This is a genomic window from Niallia sp. NCCP-28 (assembly GCF_023168165.1).
Taxonomy (GTDB): domain Bacteria; phylum Bacillota; class Bacilli; order Bacillales; family Cytobacillaceae; genus Niallia.
Genome location: NZ_BQYJ01000004.1, coordinates 314548 through 333084, shown reverse-complemented (window position 1 = coordinate 333084; position 18537 = coordinate 314548). Strand labels below are relative to the sequence as shown.

The following is an 18537-nucleotide window of genomic DNA, read 5'->3' as shown; positions in this document are numbered from 1 at the left end:
ACAGATATTTATTTTCATATTCTATCAGGATAAATGGTATACAAAATGCCACAAAAGAATTATAATAGGAAAAAAATAGACAGATGGTGATGAAATGTTTAATTACTTGCTAATTTTTACCTTGTTTATGTATTTATGTTCGGTTGTTTTTCCATCTTTGCCATTAGGATTGTTGCTATCTTGTATTTGTTTAGGAATTATTTTTTATACTCTTTTTGTAGTTGGTCATTTTGTTAGAATGCTTGGTTTACTTTTTCTTACTTTAGGCGGAATCATGCTATGGCAAAGTAATGCATCTTTCTATGAATACATAAGTTCTTTTGGAAATATGTTAGAATTATTGGCATTATTTGGATTGGTGCCTATTCTGGCTTTTCCGATTAAACTAGGAGATTATGCATCAAGTCTTCAAGCAATTATTCAGCGCAATGTCAAAAATTCTAAACATCTTTATATGATGACATCGAGCATTGCTTATTTTCTTAGTATCTTTATGAATGTAGCAACAGTTCCTATGGCTTATTATGCAATCAAACCAGTTTTGGGATTTTATCCTTTGCAAAACGAAAAAAGATTTATTAGTAGAGCCATTACTCATGGATTTACAATGCCGTTAATGTGGTCTCCTATTACACCGGTTGTGGGCATTGCTTTAAGCCTTAATGGGGTGAGTTGGTTGTCCATTTTGCCATATGTATTGCCTTTAAGTTTATTTGGGTTAGTATTAGATTGGTATTTAGGGGCAAGGGTAGCCAACAAATCAAGCAATAATTCCATATTATTTGCTAGTAATAATCAAGAAACAGCTGCTGCTATAGAGGAGACAAAAAGTAGATCAATGAAACGAATATTACATATAGTGGCAGCAATTATTTTGCTTAATGGTCTTTTAATATTGGCCGAGTTTTTATTTAATCTTACCTTTATTACGATTGTTTCCTTGCTTGTTATTCCCTTCTCATTTTGCTGGTGCCTGCTTATTAAGAGAAGAAAAGAGTATAGCGCTTCTTTAAAAGAATATATTGGCTCTTTATCTAAAAAAATGAACGAACAATTTTTTATTTACTTATCTGCAGGTTTTTTTATTTCAGCGATACAAATATCTAAAACAGATCTTCTTATTAACCATTGGATGATTCGCCTTGAAAATATAGTCGGAGCAACGATCTTTTTACTTATTATTCCAATTATTCCTGTTATTTTTTCTTTTATAGGCTTGCATCCAACGATTTCATTAGCATTGATGGCAGAAGCAATAAACCCTAGTCTCCTTGGCATTTCAGCAAATATATTAACGGTTGTCATGCTTGTCGGAGCAGTTTCAGCATTTTTGGTTGGTCCATTTAATACAACAATTGGTTTGATGTCTAGCATTGTAAAGGAGAGTTCATTTAAAATATCGAACTGGAATATACGATATACCTTTTCTTACTTATTTTGTGGATGTATATACATCTATGTGATAAAACTTATTTTACAAACTTAATAAAATAAATGCAGCAGTAATCCTTAGGATATAAAAAAGGGGATTGCTGCTTTTTTTTGAAAAGTTCAACCCTTAAAAAACATTAAAAAAAGTTGATTCACAAGTAAATGAACCAACAAAAACAGTTATAAATAAGTATCTTTAGATTAGCTAGCTGCTTCTTCTGCTTTAATTAAAGTAGAAAATTTAGATTCTTTGCTATTGCCAGAAGCGCGGACGATTTCAAATAATTCTTCTCTTGCAGCTTCAATGGTGGAAAAGCTTTCAAAGAATTTTACGCGAATAAGATTAACATACTCTTTTCCTTCATAATTTTCGTATAGTTTAATTTTAATAGAATCATCTAAGACTTTTGCTATTGTATATTTTGCTTTTAATTCTTCAAAAAAGTAGAAGTGATATGTTTCAACAGCTTCTAATCCATCTCCCTCAATGATTGTTTGAAAGGTGTCCTTATTTGTTAAGACAATATACTTATCCATCTTTTTACCACTCCTCTTTTTAGTATGAAGACGTGTGAAAGACATGTCTCACACGAATAAACAAAAAAACGTTTAACAACAATATTCAGTAACAAAGCCATTATATGGACTAATAATGAATGCACCCCACCTTCTATTGTTTATTGTATACCAAATTTGTTATAAGTTTATCCTATCTAGATAGAAAAAACAATATCTATTCTGAAAAATTAATATTTTCTGTAAATAAAGGTGGGAGCATATTCTCTAATAAGGAAAAAAACCAAGTCACATTATCTGACAATTTAACAGCGGAATTAAAACTCCTGTGTATAATGAAAATTAATATTCACTATGAATATGTTGCAAAAGTAAATTTATTTTAAAAAGGGGGGAGACAAGGCTGTTGTAAAAAAGATGATGATTAGTAGATTTGCAGGACAGAAAGAAAAAGAGAACAAATGTAAATTTGAATCTTTTCTACAAATGTCAAAAATACTACTTTAACAACAGGGGTGAGGATATGCCAAATGTAAAGCTTCATGTTAATGGAAAAGTAATAGAGCAAGTAGTAAAAGATAATGCAAATTTAGTAGTTTTAGCAGGAATTAAGCAGCTTCCAGAGTTAAAATATGGCTGTGGAATGGGCCGATGTACAAAATGTGCATGCAAAATAATTAATGGTAGTGAGGATCTAGGAGAAGCAAACTGGAAAGAAAAGAAGATGCTAGGAGAAAAAGTGGAGGAAGGTTTTCGCCTTGCATGCCAAATGACAATTACTAATGATATTGAAATATCACAAGAAGAAACAGTCGCCATTAAAAAACGGAAGGAACAGCAAGTAAAATAGTTTTTATTTTTTAAAAATAAATGGTATACAAAAAGCCTAAATGTGTTATAGGAGGATAAACTCTATGTCCTTATATGATTTAAATGAAATGACATGGGAAGAAGTTCGAGAAGCGTTAGCAACAGTTAAGCTAGCAATTATACCAATTGGGGCTCATGAGCAGCACGGTCCACATATGGTGGAAAGTGTAGATTCTGTATTAGCTACTGAAATGGCTAAACGTCTTTCAGAAAAACTATATCCATATGTAATGAAAACACCTACCGTGAATTTTGGTGTTTCTGAGCACCATATTCATTTTCCAGGAACTATTTCTCTTAAGCCTACTACGTTAATCGCGATATTAAAAGATATGGTTGTCTCCTTAAAGCAGCATGGAATAACCAATTTTTTATTCTTGAACGCACATGGGGGGAATCAATCGACATTAGGTGTGGCATGCACCTCACTTTCTAAGGAATTAGAAGTAGCCATTTATTATGCAAAAACAACAGCATCAGCTAAAAAGGCAATTTCAGCTGGTATTAGCTCCACACTTTTTGGCCACAGCTGTGAAAGAGAAGTGTCTGAGGCGATGTATTTAGCCCCACACTTAATCCGTATGGATCGATTGACAAAAGGAGAGGTTAATTCGGGAGAAAAGTGGGAGCTTTTAAGACCTGGTAAAGCCATTCAAGGATTTTATCATTATGAAGAAATGACAAGAAATGGCTGTATTGGTGATGGAACAAAAGCTAGTTTTGAACTTGGAGAAATGATTGTGGAAGAAGCGTTGGTAAATTTGGCTGATGATCTTTGTGTATTACTCGAAATTGAAACAGTTATACTCTAATAAAAAATGGCAGAGAAACATCCGTGAGAGTCTTTTATGTTGAAAAATAATGGGGGATTAGGAAGGTGTAAAAGGCTGTTCGTTGCACTTTTTCTATAGAGGGGATGGAAAAATAATGGAATTAACCGCAGCTCACTGGATGTATGCTATTATAACCATATTAGTTATCGTAACAATGCTTATGCAAAAAGGTGTTGTCCTTCCAACTATTATCGGGACGTTTCTTGTTTCCATGATTTATAAATCGTCATTTGTTGGCGGATTCCAAGCTGTATTTAACGCAAGCTTAATTGCAGCAAAAGAATTATTTAATATCTTTTTAATTATTACCGTTATGGTCGCTTTATTAAGATCTTTAAAAGATGTAGGAGCAGATCAAAAAATGATTGCCCCAGTCGAGAAGGTAATGAAAAATGGGTATATTTCCTTTTTTGCCATTGCTATTACGACTTACATTATTTCACTATTCTTCTGGCCAACACCGGCTGTACCGTTAATTTGTACTTTATTGCTGCCAGCCGCTATTCGTTCAGGATTGCCGCCAATGTTTGTTGCAATGACTGTTTCGATTGCAGGCCAAGGAATGGCATTATCATCCGATTATATTATGCAAGTTGCTCCAATGCTTACTGCAAAAGCAGCTGGTATTGAAACAAGTGAAGTGGCAACAAAAGTGTTAGTGCTTTCCTTAATTACTGGGGTTTCCGCATTAGGAATTGCTTTATATGCGAATAGAAAATCTTTTTACAAACCTAAAAGCAAAGAAGCGTTGGAAGCATTTGATTTATATGAAAGAAGTCAAGTTGGTTCAAACCCTATTGAAAATGAAGTTGCTGCAAGTTTAGAGGAAGGCGTTTCTATTCCTAATAAGGAAAGATGGGGAAAAATCTTTGCCATAGTGGTACCAGTTTCTCTACTTGCTGTGATGATATTTATGTTTACATCATCTGGAAGCGGTCGATTTGCTGGAGGAGATGGTGCTGCCTTTATTGGAGGAGTCGGAGCAATTTTATTGGCTCTTGCATCTGTAGCCTATCATCGCGTACATGCTTTGGATAAAATTAGTGAACATTTGGTAGAAGGTTTTGTATTTGCTTTTAAAGCAATGGGACCTGTTATTCCAATTGCAGGATTCTTTTTCTTAGGAAGTGCTGACTTTACCGGTTCAATTCTTTCCTTACCAGAAGATGCACCGAAACCAGCTTTTTTAGTCGATCTAATAACAAGTGCAGAAAGCTATATACCTGATAATTCCGTTATATCAGCTTTTGGATTGCTTCTTGTCGGGATGATCTCTGGAATTGAAGGATCAGGGTTTTCAGGTCTGCCCCTAGTAGGGAGCCTTTCAGGAGCATTGGCTCACTCTTCAGGTCTAGATGCTAGTACCCTTGGAGCAATAGGGCAAATGGGCTCTGTCTGGACTGGTGGAGGAACGATTATTGCTTGGTCATCATTAGTTGCAGTGGCTGGTTTCTGTGGAGTATCTGTTCTTGAATTGGCAAGAAAAAACTTTCTTCCTGTAGTAGGGGGACTTGTTCTTTCAACGATTATAGCAATTATTATTTGGTAGTAAAACTAGATTTGCATTTATGTTTTTTAAATATTAGAAATATTGCAAAAAAATATTTACAAGTTGGAAAAGTTAGTATATTATAAATACATGGTATACCAAATACATAATTATTTTAGCGAATCATCTTTCCTACATAGAAGATAAAAAATGAGCTAAAATATTTTTTTGAACACATTTGGTATACAATGTACAAAAATATAAAAACTATTTGGGAGGAGATTTTACAGATGAATGAGCTATTATCAAAAGATGAATTTCGTAAAGAACTAGAAGAGGCAATTAAAGGAAATCATAGTCAAAAGGCGCCATTCACTGTCGCTTGGGCGGATGGAAAGCTAGAAAGAAAGCATTTTGCTAGATGGGCAGAAAATCACTTCCATTATGTAGGACCATTTGCGGATTATTTAGCATATATCTATCATAATACGCCAAATCTAGCAAAATACGAAGCTGCTAAAGATTTTACTTTACAAAATATGTATGAAGAGGAAATCGCTGCAGATCGCCATACTGATTTATTAATCCGATTTGCCGAAGCTTGTGGCACAACTCGTGAGCGAATTACAAATCCAGCAAATATGGCTCCAACAACATTAGGCTTGCAAAGCTGGTGCTACTCTGTTGCACAAAGAGAAAATTTTGTTGTTGCAACAGCTGCGTTAGTTGTCGGTCTTGAATCACAAGTTCCGGATATTTATCGTAAACAAACACCAGTTCTTCGTGAAAAATATGGTTTTACAGATGAAGAAATTGAATTCTTTGATCTTCATATTGTTTCAGATGAGATTCATGGGGAGCGGGGCTACAAAATCGTTTTAGATCATGCAGATACACCTGAACTACAACAAGCTTGTTTAGAAATTGTTCGTACAGGTGCAAAAATGAGAAGAATGTATATGGATGGATTATACAAAGAATATCTCGAGCAAGACCTTGGAAAATTAGTACAAGCCTAATTTAAACTTCTATAACTCAGCAGTAAATGATGCTCCTTACTCTATAAGCAAGATAAAAAGCAGTTTCCGTATTGTGGAAGCTGCTCTCTTTTTAAAGGAAAAGATAGCAAAAGTTAAAGGGAAGAAAAAGGACAGAGAGGATGAAAAAAATTGCTTTCGATAAAGGTAGATACATATAAAAATTATATAAATGGTGTATTTGTAGAAGCGAAAGGCAATGAGACATTTACTAGTATTAATCCTGCTAATAAGGAAGAAATTGTTGGCGTTTTTCAAGCATCTGATAAAGAAGATGCTATGCTTGCGATTGAAGCAGCAGAAAGAGCATTTTCAGCCTGGGCTAAAGTTTCTCCTTCTAAAAGGGCAGAAATCTTAAATAAAGCAGCAGTGATTTTGGAAAACAATGTGGATATTCTCGCATCTGAATTAACACGAGAAGAAGGAAAAACAATTGGTGATGCTAGAAATGAAGTGCTAAGATCTGCTGCTACTATTCGCTATTATGCAGTGGAAGGCCAAAGCTTGTCAGGAGAAACTTTTCCGAATGATGACCCTAATATGAAAGTGTCTAGTGAAAGAGAGCCATTAGGAGTCATTTCCGTGATTACACCATGGAATTTTCCATTGTCTATTCCAGTCAGGAAGATTGCGCCTGCTTTAATTACAGGAAATACGGTTGTGTTTAAGCCGTCATCTGATACACCACTCATTGCCTATCGTTTAGTAGAAGCATTTCATATGGCTGGCATACCAAAAGGGGTTATTAATTTTATTACAGGCAGTTCTGCGGCTATTGGTGATATTTTAGTAGAGCATCCAGCGATTAAAGCCGTCACTTTTACTGGATCAACAAAAGCTGGTGAGTATATTTATCGCCATACTTCCTTTACAACAAGAACACAAATGGAATTAGGCGGAAAAAACCCCATTATTATTATGGAGGATGCAGATATAGAAAAGGCAGCTACTTTGACAGTAAATGGAGGTTTTTCTTTAACAGGTCAAGCTTGTACAGGCACAAGCAGAGTAATCGTTTTAAAGAGTATCAAGAATGCTTTTATTGAAAAGCTAGTGGAAAAAACGAGTGCACTTAAAATTGGTGATGGTTTTGAGGAGGGCGTAAAAATTGGTCCATTAGCAAATAAAAAACAATGGGATAATGTACTGGATTATATTGATATAGGCAAAGAAGAAGGCGCAAAGCTAATATTTGGCGGAGAAGCATTACTAGATGGAAAATATGAAAATGGCTACTTTGTCCAACCAACTATTTTTTCTGATGTGACTCCATCTATGCGAATTGCGAAAGAAGAAATTTTTGGCCCTGTTATTGCTGTAATAGAGGCAGAAGATTATGAGGAGGCAATTAAAATTGCTAACGATGTGGAGTATGGCCTATCTGCAAGTATTGTAACAAATAGTCTCGAGTTTGCTTATCGATTTACGAAGGATATTCAAGCAGGAACAGTGAAAGTAAATCGCACCACTACAGGGAATTTAATGAATGCACCATTTGGAGGATTAAAGAAATCCAGCACATCGACTTTCCGTGAATCAGGACGAGTAGGATTAGAATTTTTTACCCAATTAAAGACAGTTTATACAGGTTATTAAAAAGGATTATTATATAGAAGAGTAGGAGGAACTGTTTTGAAAAATGTTATGAAATTAGAAATAGAAGAAGCAAAGGCAATGATGGAGGCAGCCATTTTTAAAGCAAAAGAAATAGCTGTATTGGAAACCATTGCAATTGTAGATGATGGCGGCTATTTAATTGCCCTTGAACGCATGAATGGAGCGCGGATTACAGGCCCAGAAATTGCAACCTCTAAAGCTTTTACCGCTGCTGGACATAAAAGATCTACACATTTATTTAACCAAGAGCCAACTGGTCCAGCGCTTCCTGGTAATGAAGCATATGGAATACAATTAATGATCCCAGGGAAATTTGCTATATTTGTTGGGGGATTCCCTATTGTAGTGAATGGAGAAGTAGTAGGAGGAATTGGCATAAGCGGCGGCAACGGTGAACAAGATACAGCAGTAGGTACAGCCGCTTTAGAAGCACTCGCACAATTTTTAGAAAAAGATGGATTAAGCGTATTAACAGGACCTGACATTAAAAAATAATAAAAATAGTTGCTGGTTTGGTTATTTCTATTGTAAGCTGGGCACTTTTGTTCCATTATGTTTTTATAAACCTATACTACCTCAAATTCGCGGTTGCTTGAAGCGATTTGAGGTTATTTGTTTATGGCTTTTTGTATCCTAGTAGTCTAATGTGAGTATAGTTAAAGTACATAGATTGTTTTCCAAATGAATTAAAGCAAAAAATGTGTTACTTTATAAGAAATTTTGGTAAACTCAAGCAAGTAGAAGACAATTTTTCTTAAAGAAAGAAGGTGAGTTAATAATGGAATGGAAAGAAGAGCACTTTTTATCAATTCGTGAACATGTGTACAGATTTCTAAAACAAATGATTTTAGAAGGCGAATATAAACCAGGGGATCGATTAATTGAAAGAGAGCTAGCTGCAAAGTTGAATATTAGTCGAACTCCTATAAGAGAAGCTTTATTCCGCTTAGAATCTCAAGGATTTGTAAAAACAGTGCCGCGAAAAGGGGTAGTTGTTTCAAATGTTTCAGAGAGTGATGTTATTGAAGTGTTTACCATTCTCTCGTCATTAGAAGTGTTAGCCGTAAAATTAGCTGCACAGCAAATCAATGATGAAATGGTAGGGAAATTTGATGAAAAAATTGCAGAGTTAGAATCCTTTGAATCACAATCGGAAGAAGAATTTGAAATAAAGCATACGGAAACGAATTATCTCATCTACCAGGCAGCAAAAAGCCCTAAGTTATACGATATCTTGTCAGGATTAATGGATTATATTCATATGTCCGCAAATATGGGATACGAAACACCAGGCCGAAGAAGAGAATCATTGAGAGAGCATATCGGCATTATGAAAGCCATCCGTAACGGTGAGGTGGAGATGGCAGAATCTTTAACAAAAATCCATATAGAAAATGCTAAAAAAGCATATATTCATATTATGGAAAAATTAAAAGAAAAACAAAAAAATCAGCAAAAATAAACTAGGCTAAACGTTTTAGTCTAGTTTATTTTTATCCTCATTTAACGGAGAGGTATAGTATGAAAGGAAAGATCACCTATGATGATGAAATTAGTTCAAGTTGATTAAGTTTCCTAAAAAGAGTAAGTAAGTCACACTATGAGTTTTTTTAAATGCCAATCATAAGATGAGAGGACAAATTATTTAGTGTTTTGCAAACGCTCATTGCCACAATGTATCCTGTTTTTGGATTGTCTGCAGAGGGAGTATTTTCTATATTTATTTCCATTTTGCCAAAAAAACCTTCCGCAACGATTTTGTGTGTATTGGCAATGATAGATGGATCAACATACACCTTTACATTTGTTTGCTCCATTCCGAGACCCGCTATCCCTAAGGCAGCTGAAACATTGGTGCTTTCTGGGAAAAGTTGGGCAGATTCTTTTGCAGTGCCTTCAAATAGCAAGAAGGGGCTTTGGAGTGCATCTAAATCGACTATTTTTTCAGACGGAGTTCCTTTCCAAGCTTTTGGGGGTTTTTTTGTTATAAGTGTTACTTTTTCCAAGCCATTTAAAGAAGCAGCACTTATCCGATCTAAACCGCCAATTGCAGCAGAGGGAATGATTAATCTTCGGTTATTTTGTTTAGCTATCCCTTTTATTTTATGGAAAAAATCCGTATTAGAGAAAGCCCCGACAGATACAACAATAAAATGGCTGCCAGAGGATAAAGCTTTTTTTGCATATTGAAAGACAGCATCATGACCTGCATTTTCTACTATAATATCTAGTCCTGTCTGAAAGAATTCAGCCTCATTGTCTATGAAAAGTGCTGCGTTATCTAAATCTTGATATTTTTGCTTATCTCGTACGAGAATAGCTTCTAATTTAACATCTCCAGCCTTGTTTTCTTTTATATAGGCTGCTACATCTTTTCCAATTGCGCCATATCCAATTAATCCAACTGTTAACATATTATCTCCCACCTTATTAAAAAGTTATCTTTTGTATTTGGTATACAATAATTATATATCATTGTTAGAATAATCACGATATAATAGTAAAAAAATCTATAAATAACTTAAAAATAGTAAAAAATAAGTTGTCTGAAATTTCGAAATATGGTATATTGTATACCAAGAGATGAAACGAAAACTTACATACGAAAAGAGGAGATGAATAAATGGCAAATATAAATTTCTTAACAAGCGGGAAGGTGTTTGAAATTCCAGATAATTCTAATGTTTTGCGTGTTTCCTTAAGATATGATGGCGAGCTGCCGAATAGATGCGGTGGAGGAATTTGTGGAAATTGTGTATTTAAAACAGAATCTGGCCAAGAAAATTTGGACCAAGTTAAAATTCAAGAAAGAAGAAAACTTGGCGAAGAATGGTTAGAAAAAGGCTATCGTCTAGGCTGCCAAACGTTTGTAACAGAAGGTGATGTTGCAGTTTCTTGGGATGAAGAAGTAACGAATATAGTTAAGAAAAGAAAACCAGATCGCTACCAAAAAGTGAAATAGTCTATCAACTATTCTAATTATTAAATTCTGAATTTTCTTAAAAGAGGAGTGGCTGTTTATGTGGGTTTGTAAATCACATGTTAAGGAAGCAATTGCTAAATTTAATGCTCCACACTTTTATCGCATACCAAAAGACTTTGGTGTTACATGCAAGTATTGTAGCAAGCAAGCAGTAGCAAATGTATATTACGCACACAAACCCATATACAAACGAGAGTCACGCTTAGCACAAGATGCTATGTGAATGAAAGGTATATATGCAACGAACGACATTCAGAAATAAAAAATTCTAGCAGCCTATAGTAATTATTAACGGGTTTACTTTTGGGGTGCAAAAGTTTAAATAACAAGCTAAATCGCAATGTAAATCACATATTGTTCGCTACACAATCCACATTACAATTCACAGAAAAAAGGAGCTTGATAATTCAAGCTCCTTTAAAATTAATTTACCCTTGCTCTTTTCCCAAAAATGTAATAAATCAGATACCCAAAAACATTGAACAATGTAAATACAAATATCCATCCAACATTTAATCGTTTATGATGATATGCATTAATCGTTGCCCAAATGGTAAACAAAGTTACATAAATTGCAACTCCTGGAAACAAAATTATGGACATCAAACTACCCATATGTCTTGTTTCCATTTCAACGTACCACTGTTTACCGTCCCCATTTCCATAAGGGAAGAAACTAGCTTGAAGCCATTTAGGGTTCCACACTTTTTGTTCAAAACGGTAATCTGGCTTTGCATCTCTTACATAATCAAATACCAAATTATTATTATCCACATCGCTTACATTATAAATTTCAACCATCGAGATTTGGTCAGTACCTTTTATTAAACTATTTATTTTTACTTTCATTTCTTCAGTAATATTATTCTTATTATGTAAAGTATCTAAAACCTGTGTAGCTACAATAGAGTTTTCATTAGAATTTTCCTCTTCAGTTGACCATACAAACCCAAATGCAGAAACGGTAAAAAGAAGTACAGCTATCGCAAGATAAAGCACCCATTTGGCGAATGTTTTTTGAGCTTTAAATAGTTGACCTACAATCGAACGCATTTCTTGTTCACCACCGAAACGCTCAATTGCAATATTAATGGCTTCTTGTTCATTCATTCCTTCCATTTTTAATTCGTGAACAGCTTCTATCAAATGACTTTTCATCTCTGCTTTTAATTCTTGAATTTCTTTTTTATTACCTCCGATATTCTGATAAACAGAATTTACATACGCATCAATTTGTTTCAAGATTTTCTCCCCCTTCGATAAATGTATCAATAATTTTTTTTACAAATTGCCACTCCTTACGCTTTTCTTCAAATCCCTCTTCACCTAATGGAGTAAGTTTGTAATATTTTCGTCTTCCGCCTGGTCCTTGTTCATCACCCCAGTAAGAAGAAATCCATTTGTTATTTTCTAATCTCTTTAATGATAAATAAAGCGTACCTTCTTTTAGTTCAAATTGTTCTTCACTTTTTTCACGAACCAATTTTGCTAATTCATATCCATACATATCTCTGCTATGTAATAACGAGAGGATTAATGTATCAATATGCCCTTTTAATACTTCTTTGTTAATTTCCAATTTTTACACCCCCTTAATCATTTATAATATATATTACCTAATAAAGCAAGGTATTCATTTATTAAAAATCACCCTTTTTTAAGAGGGTGATTTTTATTTGAAATATAAAATATCATTAATCGTGAATTGCTTGTCTGTTAAACCAAGTAATTGGGCTGGAGTTAATTTTTCCTTTCCCTTTGTTTTCGTTCCCAAACAAAAGTTATAGTAGTTACGCAAGATGGTAACAGCCATTTGTGCATATTTAGGGTTAAAGTTAGCGTAAATATAGCTTTTACCACCACCTCTTGCCGTTACTAACGGTCTTTCTAAAATGGATAATCTTCTCCTGATGGATTGCATAAAATTGCTTGTTGGTCTGTCACTAACTTTTAAAAGCATATTGGCGACATAATCATCGGAAAGAGAGCTAATATCTGTTGTGCAATCAACCGAAAAATACCCTTTGTCCGATGGAGGTAGAGGGTGTTCAATCGGACTCTTTGCCCAAACTTTATAAGTTTGAGTTCCATCTGATACAACCTTAAATAGAGGTTGTCCTTGCAGTTCATACACTACTTTCAATGATGCCAGTTTCTTTAAAGACAATTCATCAAATCCTTGTGACTCGCCCCAATCCTTCAACTTTGAAGCTGCGGTAATGTGTTCCTTATATGCCTCTGGAAGCTCTTTTTCACGGTCCACTTTACAAAGGAAATGATGGACATCACCTGATGTGATTTCCTCGATAAAAGTTCGATAGATTGCTTTCATAATCGTTTCATCTTCATCTGAAACAAACCGCCATTTCTGCGATTGAAGAGTTTGTTTAATCATCCAAAGATGTACGAGAGCCGTGTAATTTGAATTGGTGTGCAGACCCTCAATATATTTGCTTCTTCTTTGGAATTCATCCAATAATGTCTCATATTCAAGGTCTGTTTCATCATCGTTCTCCGTTGGCGGCTGCGGTGAGCAAGAAAGCCGAAGCCGTGCATTTTTCCTTGAAAACTCATAGAGGTGGTCTTCTCTGTAATATTGGGTATCTTCACTAATATCTCTCAATGTAATCAACCAATCGTAGGCGACATCTGACCGAAATATATAACCTGTATCAACATCACCTGTGACAATAATATGGGTCTGCATTAACTTGTCTTCCAAATTATCGTACCGAAGACCGCCGTGACCCTTTCTGCGAACATTGTTTAGATTATAAATCAACTTGTCCGTATTGAGCCAAAGGGAGTTAAACTCCATCGTTTTCAAAGGCTTTTGTTCGTGCCGTTCCAGAAACTCCAAGCATCTGCGATACAGCCATTCCAATTTATGATAGTAAGTCTTAGGTGAAATATCCAAAGCCTCGCAGGTTTTGCTTACAGGTATTCGGTTGAGAAGCATTTTAGCGAACATCGGCATTATGTCATTTTTCTTGTGGTGGTAGGTAAACTTTTGTTCACGGTTTGGAAGAACATTGGTTATTTTTTTGCATTGTTTACACTGCCATTTCTATGAACCACCACTGCTCGTTCCTCTTCGATAAAAGTGCTTTTGATGGGTGAAAGGTGTAAAATCGCCATTCACACAGTCTTCATTATGAAAAACATAATCTGGTTCAATATCCTTCACAATATCCATCGTGGCTAATCGTTTAATTTCTTCCGCTACCTCACAATTGGATATAGGTGTGACTGTACAATTGTGAGGTTTCTCTTCAGGATGGTCATCGTGACTCGGATTACAAACAATTGAGCTTGTTCTATTTCGCCCATTACTGCTTAATTTGTATCGGCTAGGTTTATTTTTAATGTGCTCAAATCTCATTTGTGGCTGACCAAACCAAAGACAATATGGATTGACACAATGATTGAATTGAATTTTATGAACTTTACCGTTGAACACAAATTCAACAGGTTCGAATAACTTGTTGTATTTTTTGGCGAAACGCCTCGGACTTAAAATAGGATAGTCAAGATGCCTGTCTAATAACTCATCTGAGGAAACAGGTTCAAAAATTTCTACCGCATCATCTGATGGCATTGCCAACCGTTTCAGTCTAGCCAATATTAGCATCCTCCTCCGTATCAAAGATTTGAGTTAAAATTCGCTTATTATAACGTTTTCCTTCCACCCATTTTAGAAACTTCTTATCATCCAAGAGATTGAGCAGGAACTCGTCAACAACTTCCTCTTCGGTAAAATCCGTATATTCCGCATAATATTTCACAATCGAACGGGTGCGTTCAGAGATTTTCCAATCAACCTTTTCCGCTCGCTTATTTTTAGGCTCAATAAACTTCATTCCCATAGGGGTTTTCACCTCCGTAATCAATTCACAGTATAAATCACAAACAATTCACATACCCTACAATAATTATTTCCATATGTGTGATTATATATGCGAATTAGGGTGAGAAATTTTAAAAAAACTCCTATAAACGTTGGTATTATAACAAAAAAACACATTAGAATTCATCTGTGAATTCTAATGTGTTTTTTCTCGTGTTTTACTTGTTTGCATCTCTAAAGTAAACCTGTTAAGTAATTATCAGGGCTGTTTTTTCTTTTTAGGCTAGAACATTTTAATACGCTGTTAGAGATAGTTACAAAGGGCAGGACAAAAAATAGGAACATACTAACATAAAGTGAACATAAAATAATGAGAACGGCATATATAGGTTCCCAAAAAATTTGCCAGCAACAAAACTTAAGATCAGCCTTTTTGAGCATTAAAAAGGAAGTGGCAATACATACTCTGCTAAAATGGAACTATCTACAAACTTAGAATCGACTAAAATTAAAGGAAATGAGGGCGAGAAAATGTTATATATAAATGGACAATGGTGTGAGGCTGAGTCGAAGGAAACATATCCGGTGTATAATCCTGCTACGGGAGAAATGGTAGCAGCTGTTTCAAAAGGAGGAGCGCTGGAGGCAAAAAAAGCGATAGATGCTGCAAAAGCTGCCTTAAAGCCATGGTCAAAATTAACAGCAAATGATCGATCTCATTATATAAAAAATGTATCTTCCATTCTTCGTTCTAGAAGAGAAGAGCTTGCAGAAATCATCACATCTGAAATGGGAAAACCGATTGGAGAAGCGCTTGGTGAAATCAATACTGCCTGCGATTATTTAGAATGGTATGCAGAAGAGGGAAAAAGAATTTATGGTGACACAATGCCATCCAGCTCCCCGACGAAAAGAATTATTGTCATGAGGCAGCCGGTAGGCGTTGTTGGTGCCATTACGCCATGGAATTTCCCAATTGCCATGATTACGAGGAAAATTGCTCCTGCATTGGCTGCAGGCTGTACAGTTGTTATTAAGCCTGCAGAATCGACTCCCTTAACAGCAATAGAAGTGTTAAAAGCATTCCATGAAGCGGGCGTTCCAAAAGGTGTATTAAATTTAGTGCATGGCATGCCTAAAGAAATAGGACAGGAAATGATGAAAAGTACAGATGTGCGCAAAATTACTTTTACAGGATCTACTGCAGTCGGGAAAGAGCTTGCGCGTCAGGCGGCAGATACAATGAAGAAAGTGTCCATGGAACTAGGGGGACATGCACCTTTTATTGTTTTTGAAGATGCAGATTTAAATCGTGCTGCTGATGGTTTAATTGCTAGTAAATTTCGCAATGCGGGCCAAACTTGTGTGTGTACAAATAGAGTCTATGTACAAAAAAATATTGCCGATGCATTTGCCGAAATTTTAACCGGAAAAATGAAGAAGCTAGTAGTAGGAAATGGAAAGAAACCAGGTGTTACCATTGGGCCATTAATTAATGAACAGGCAGTTGCCAAAACAAAAGAACATATTGAAGATTCGGTGCAAAAAGGCGCAAAAATTATCTATGGAGGCAAAAGGCCTGAAGGAAAAGAATTTGAGGCAGGATTTTTTTATGAACCAACCATTTTATTGAATGCTACGAGTGAAATGAAAATTGCGTCTGAAGAAACATTTGGTCCGGTTGCGCCTATTTTTTTATTTGAAAAAGAAGAAGAAGTGATAGAGCAGGCAAATAATACACCATATGGTCTTGCTTCTTATTTCTATACAAATGATGTTTCACGGATTTTTCGGGTTTCAGAAAGCTTGGAGTATGGCATTATCGGCATAAATGATCCATTGCCGACAACGGCACAAGCTCCATTTGGCGGGATAAAAGAATCAGGAATAGGCCGTGAAGGAGGAAAATATGGGATAGAAGATTATTTAGAATATAAATACTTATCCCTTGAGTTAAATATTTAGAAAAAGATTAGATGAGCTGTTTTGAGCTCATCTAATTTTTTTCTAGGCTGTTTTCGTAAATTTTGTTGCTTTTAAAGGAGTAGGTTGATTGCAGTGGAGGGATGCTCGTTTTCCTTGGATTTCACCTGTCCCGCTAATCCCGCAGGAGTCTCGCACCTTGCACTCCAATCCACCTGCTTTAACCATGGATATACTTATGGAAACGATCCGAAAACCATCCATCTTTTAGAAAACAGCTTTTTTCTGAAGGGCATTCATTGCGCTCAAAAGAATTCACTTTAAAATGTTTGATTATATTTTATTGTTTCCTTGCAAAAATAGCGGATATAGTTGAAGCAATAACAGATACTATTATAAATCTTTGTAAAGCTGAAATTTTACTAATCATTTTTTGCATGAATATAAAATATGGATTTATGGATATAGTTGAAAATTGAGGTGGTGAGCTGCTGCCTGAAAAGGTGGTATGTATGAAAAAAACAAATGTAGTGCATGGGGTGTCAACAGCTGGTGTAAATAGAATGAATAAACAAAAAACGCATTCTATTTTGCTTTTGGTTTCTGTATGTGCAGGCGCCTTTCTTTCTCATTTTTCTGCAGGATTTGTAAATATTGCTCTTACTGATATTTCTCTTTATTTTTCATCGAGCCTTTCCTTGACTCAGTGGATAGTGAATGGCTATTTGCTTTCAATTATGCTTTTTTTGCCATTTATGGGGAAGGTAGCAGATCAATATGGCAAAAAGAAAATACATAATCTAGGTTATCTTATTTTTGCAGTAGGAGCCGGTGCCTCTGCATTATCAACTTCCATTCAATTATTAATTATAGGCAGAGTAGTGCAAGGTTTTGGTGCGGCTATGCTTCAAGCAGTTAATATGGCGATTGTGACAGATGCTTATCCAGAAAAGCACAGAGGAAGAGCATTGGGAATTATTAGTACATCTGTCGGTTTTGGGGCTTTGTTGGGACCATCAGTAGGCGGGCTATTAATTGAGGCATTTTCGTGGCATATTCTTTTTTGGATAATTGTTCCCTTTAGTTTGTCTGCATTTGTTCTGGCACAAAAGTATATTCCTTTGGACAAACAGTTTTATAAGTCTTCTTTTGATTATATTGGAAGCATGCTATTTGCTGTAAGCATTGTAACATTTGTTTATGTGTTAAATAGTATTGGAGAAGGTGCAGCAACCCCTGTTTTATTTGCGATTCTTATCATTAGCGTTATTGTTTTTTGGGGATTTATGCATCGAAGCAGACGAGTAGACTATCCATTTATTGACCCGGGGATTTTTTCTTCCTTAATGGTGCGTTCAGGTGGAGTTATATTAACGATTAGTTATGCTGCAACATTTGCTGCAATGGTCAGTTTGCCTTTTTATTTAAGAGGGGTGCTGCACTATTCAGCAGAATATTCTGGTTTGCTTTTAATGTGCTATCCTTTGTTTCTTGCGTTATTTGGCCCTATTAGCGGTTCTTTATCTGATCGCTTTGGCAGCATAAAAATAGTATTTATTGGTTTATTTTGCTTAAGTATTAGCATGTTTACATTAAGCCTTTTATCTCAAAATACAACTTTGCCCATTTTAATTGTTTTATTTTGTTTTTTGGGATTTTCTATGGGAATCCTTACCTCTCCCAATTATAGTATTATGATGTTTTATGTCCCTTTACAATATTTAGGAATGATGAGCAGTACAATTGCTTTATTAAGAAATATTGGAATGATCCTTGGAACAGCTGTAAGCATTACTTTTATGAATAGCTGGCTTGATCATTCTTTAGAAGGGTGGATGAAGAATCCTAAAGAAGGATCAGCAGAAGTAATGACAGGTTTTCATTACTTATTTTTATTATTGGGAGCATTAACGGTTTTGGCTGGGGTTTATTTTTTTAGGTGCATGTGGAAAAGTGCAGAGTCAGAAAGGAAAAAAGATGATCTTGTCTAA

At 35.3% G+C, this 18537-nt stretch carries 18 protein-coding genes; 11 read left to right on the top strand and 7 right to left on the bottom strand.

Annotated features, from left to right (window positions below; genetic code table 11):
• Nucleotides 1–94 precede the first annotated feature (94 nt).
• On the top strand, nt 95–1486 hold the full coding sequence (locus tag NCCP28_RS14175; RefSeq protein ID WP_248562054.1) for a hypothetical protein: 1392 nt from the start codon (nt 95–97) through the stop codon (nt 1484–1486).
• Between the two features lie 146 nt (nt 1487–1632).
• On the opposite strand, the gene NCCP28_RS14170 is transcribed toward NCCP28_RS14175, so the two are convergent.
• Nucleotides 1633–1968, bottom strand: coding sequence for a hypothetical protein (locus NCCP28_RS14170; RefSeq protein WP_248562053.1), 336 nt, complete (start codon nt 1966–1968; stop codon nt 1633–1635).
• Nucleotides 1969–2470: 502 nt separating this feature from the next.
• Here NCCP28_RS14170 and NCCP28_RS14165 point away from each other — a divergent pair.
• The 7 genes from NCCP28_RS14165 to NCCP28_RS14135 all read left to right on the top strand — a co-directional run bounded on the left by NCCP28_RS14165 (nt 2471) and on the right by NCCP28_RS14135 (nt 9255).
• Nucleotides 2471–2797 (top strand): 2Fe-2S iron-sulfur cluster-binding protein, encoded by a 327-nt coding sequence (locus tag NCCP28_RS14165; RefSeq protein WP_248562052.1) that lies wholly within the window; start codon nt 2471–2473, stop codon nt 2795–2797.
• A 64-nt stretch (nt 2798–2861) separates the two neighbouring features.
• Entirely contained in the window at nt 2862–3629 is a 768-nt protein-coding gene (locus NCCP28_RS14160) for a creatininase family protein (RefSeq protein WP_248562051.1), read from the top strand.
• Between the two features lie 115 nt (nt 3630–3744).
• On the top strand, nt 3745–5199 hold the full coding sequence (locus NCCP28_RS14155; RefSeq protein ID WP_248562050.1) for a hypothetical protein: 1455 nt from the start codon (nt 3745–3747) through the stop codon (nt 5197–5199).
• 230 nt (nt 5200–5429) lie between these two features.
• Nucleotides 5430–6158 carry an iron-containing redox enzyme family protein gene (locus NCCP28_RS14150; RefSeq protein WP_248562049.1) on the top strand — a complete coding sequence of 243 codons (729 nt, stop codon included), beginning with the start codon at nt 5430–5432 and terminating at the stop codon, nt 6156–6158.
• Nucleotides 6159–6308: 150 nt separating this feature from the next.
• Complete coding sequence (locus tag NCCP28_RS14145; RefSeq protein WP_248562048.1) at nt 6309–7772, top strand: aldehyde dehydrogenase family protein; 1464 nt, start codon at nt 6309–6311, stop codon at nt 7770–7772.
• Between the two features lie 36 nt (nt 7773–7808).
• Nucleotides 7809–8288, top strand: a complete 480-nt coding sequence (locus tag NCCP28_RS14140) for a GlcG/HbpS family heme-binding protein (protein ID WP_248562047.1) — start codon at nt 7809–7811, stop codon at nt 8286–8288.
• Nucleotides 8289–8571: 283 nt separating this feature from the next.
• Complete coding sequence (locus NCCP28_RS14135; RefSeq protein ID WP_248562046.1) at nt 8572–9255, top strand: GntR family transcriptional regulator; 684 nt, start codon at nt 8572–8574, stop codon at nt 9253–9255.
• Nucleotides 9256–9403: 148 nt separating this feature from the next.
• Here NCCP28_RS14135 and NCCP28_RS14130 read toward each other — a convergent pair whose 3' ends face one another.
• Nucleotides 9404–10207, bottom strand: a complete 804-nt coding sequence (locus tag NCCP28_RS14130; protein ID WP_248562045.1) for an aspartate dehydrogenase — start codon at nt 10205–10207, stop codon at nt 9404–9406.
• Nucleotides 10208–10416: 209 nt separating this feature from the next.
• Here NCCP28_RS14130 and NCCP28_RS14125 point away from each other — a divergent pair, with 209 nt between their 5' ends.
• Nucleotides 10417–10755: a 2Fe-2S iron-sulfur cluster-binding protein gene (locus NCCP28_RS14125; protein WP_248562044.1), complete on the top strand. Its 339-nt coding sequence runs from the start codon at nt 10417–10419 to the stop codon at nt 10753–10755.
• A 444-nt stretch (nt 10756–11199) separates the two neighbouring features.
• On the opposite strand, the gene NCCP28_RS14120 is transcribed toward NCCP28_RS14125, so the two are convergent.
• The 5 genes from NCCP28_RS14120 to NCCP28_RS14100 form a co-directional block, all read right to left on the bottom strand.
• Complete coding sequence (locus NCCP28_RS14120) at nt 11200–12018, bottom strand: permease prefix domain 1-containing protein (RefSeq protein ID WP_248562043.1); 819 nt, start codon at nt 12016–12018, stop codon at nt 11200–11202.
• Nucleotides 12005–12355, bottom strand: a complete 351-nt coding sequence (locus NCCP28_RS14115) for a PadR family transcriptional regulator (RefSeq protein WP_248562042.1) — start codon at nt 12353–12355, stop codon at nt 12005–12007. Before NCCP28_RS14115 ends, NCCP28_RS14120 begins: the two co-directional genes overlap by 14 nt.
• 93 nt (nt 12356–12448) lie before the next feature.
• Nucleotides 12449–13399 carry a hypothetical protein gene (locus tag NCCP28_RS14110; protein WP_248562041.1) on the bottom strand — a complete coding sequence of 317 codons (951 nt, stop codon included), beginning with the start codon at nt 13397–13399 and terminating at the stop codon, nt 12449–12451.
• A 444-nt stretch (nt 13400–13843) separates the two neighbouring features.
• Entirely contained in the window at nt 13844–14398 is a 555-nt protein-coding gene (locus tag NCCP28_RS14105) for a hypothetical protein (protein ID WP_248562040.1), read from the bottom strand.
• A complete protein-coding gene (locus tag NCCP28_RS14100) occupies nt 14391–14642 on the bottom strand; it encodes a hypothetical protein (RefSeq protein ID WP_248562039.1) in 252 nt (83 codons plus the stop codon). The genes NCCP28_RS14105 and NCCP28_RS14100 overlap by 8 nt, the downstream gene beginning before the upstream one ends.
• Before the next feature lie 512 nt (nt 14643–15154).
• Between NCCP28_RS14100 and NCCP28_RS14095 the strand changes: the two genes are divergently transcribed.
• Nucleotides 15155–16588 (top strand): NAD-dependent succinate-semialdehyde dehydrogenase, encoded by a 1434-nt coding sequence (locus NCCP28_RS14095; protein WP_248562038.1) that lies wholly within the window; start codon nt 15155–15157, stop codon nt 16586–16588.
• Between the two features lie 470 nt (nt 16589–17058).
• A complete protein-coding gene (locus tag NCCP28_RS14090) occupies nt 17059–18537 on the top strand; it encodes an MFS transporter (RefSeq protein ID WP_248562037.1) in 1479 nt (492 codons plus the stop codon).

Bases quoted from the DNA above. Each gene is read 5' to 3' on its own strand.
- NCCP28_RS14130 (WP_248562045.1), bottom strand. From the start codon at position 10,207: ATGTTAACAGTTGGATTAATTGGATATGGCGCAATTGGAAAAGATGTA.
- NCCP28_RS14100 (WP_248562039.1), bottom strand. From the start codon at position 14,642: ATGGGAATGAAGTTTATTGAGCCTAAAAATAAGCGAGCGGAAAAGGTT.
- NCCP28_RS14135 (WP_248562046.1), top strand. From the start codon at position 8,572: ATGGAATGGAAAGAAGAGCACTTTTTATCAATTCGTGAACATGTGTAC.
- NCCP28_RS14150 (WP_248562049.1), top strand. From the start codon at position 5,430: ATGAATGAGCTATTATCAAAAGATGAATTTCGTAAAGAACTAGAAGAG.
- NCCP28_RS14155 (WP_248562050.1), top strand. From the start codon at position 3,745: ATGGAATTAACCGCAGCTCACTGGATGTATGCTATTATAACCATATTA.
- NCCP28_RS14160 (WP_248562051.1), top strand. From the start codon at position 2,862: ATGTCCTTATATGATTTAAATGAAATGACATGGGAAGAAGTTCGAGAA.
- NCCP28_RS14095 (WP_248562038.1), top strand. From the start codon at position 15,155: ATGTTATATATAAATGGACAATGGTGTGAGGCTGAGTCGAAGGAAACA.
- NCCP28_RS14175 (WP_248562054.1), top strand. From the start codon at position 95: ATGTTTAATTACTTGCTAATTTTTACCTTGTTTATGTATTTATGTTCG.
- NCCP28_RS14125 (WP_248562044.1), top strand. From the start codon at position 10,417: ATGGCAAATATAAATTTCTTAACAAGCGGGAAGGTGTTTGAAATTCCA.
- NCCP28_RS14165 (WP_248562052.1), top strand. From the start codon at position 2,471: ATGCCAAATGTAAAGCTTCATGTTAATGGAAAAGTAATAGAGCAAGTA.
- NCCP28_RS14090 (WP_248562037.1), top strand. From the start codon at position 17,059: ATGAAAAAAACAAATGTAGTGCATGGGGTGTCAACAGCTGGTGTAAAT.
- NCCP28_RS14170 (WP_248562053.1), bottom strand. From the start codon at position 1,968: ATGGATAAGTATATTGTCTTAACAAATAAGGACACCTTTCAAACAATC.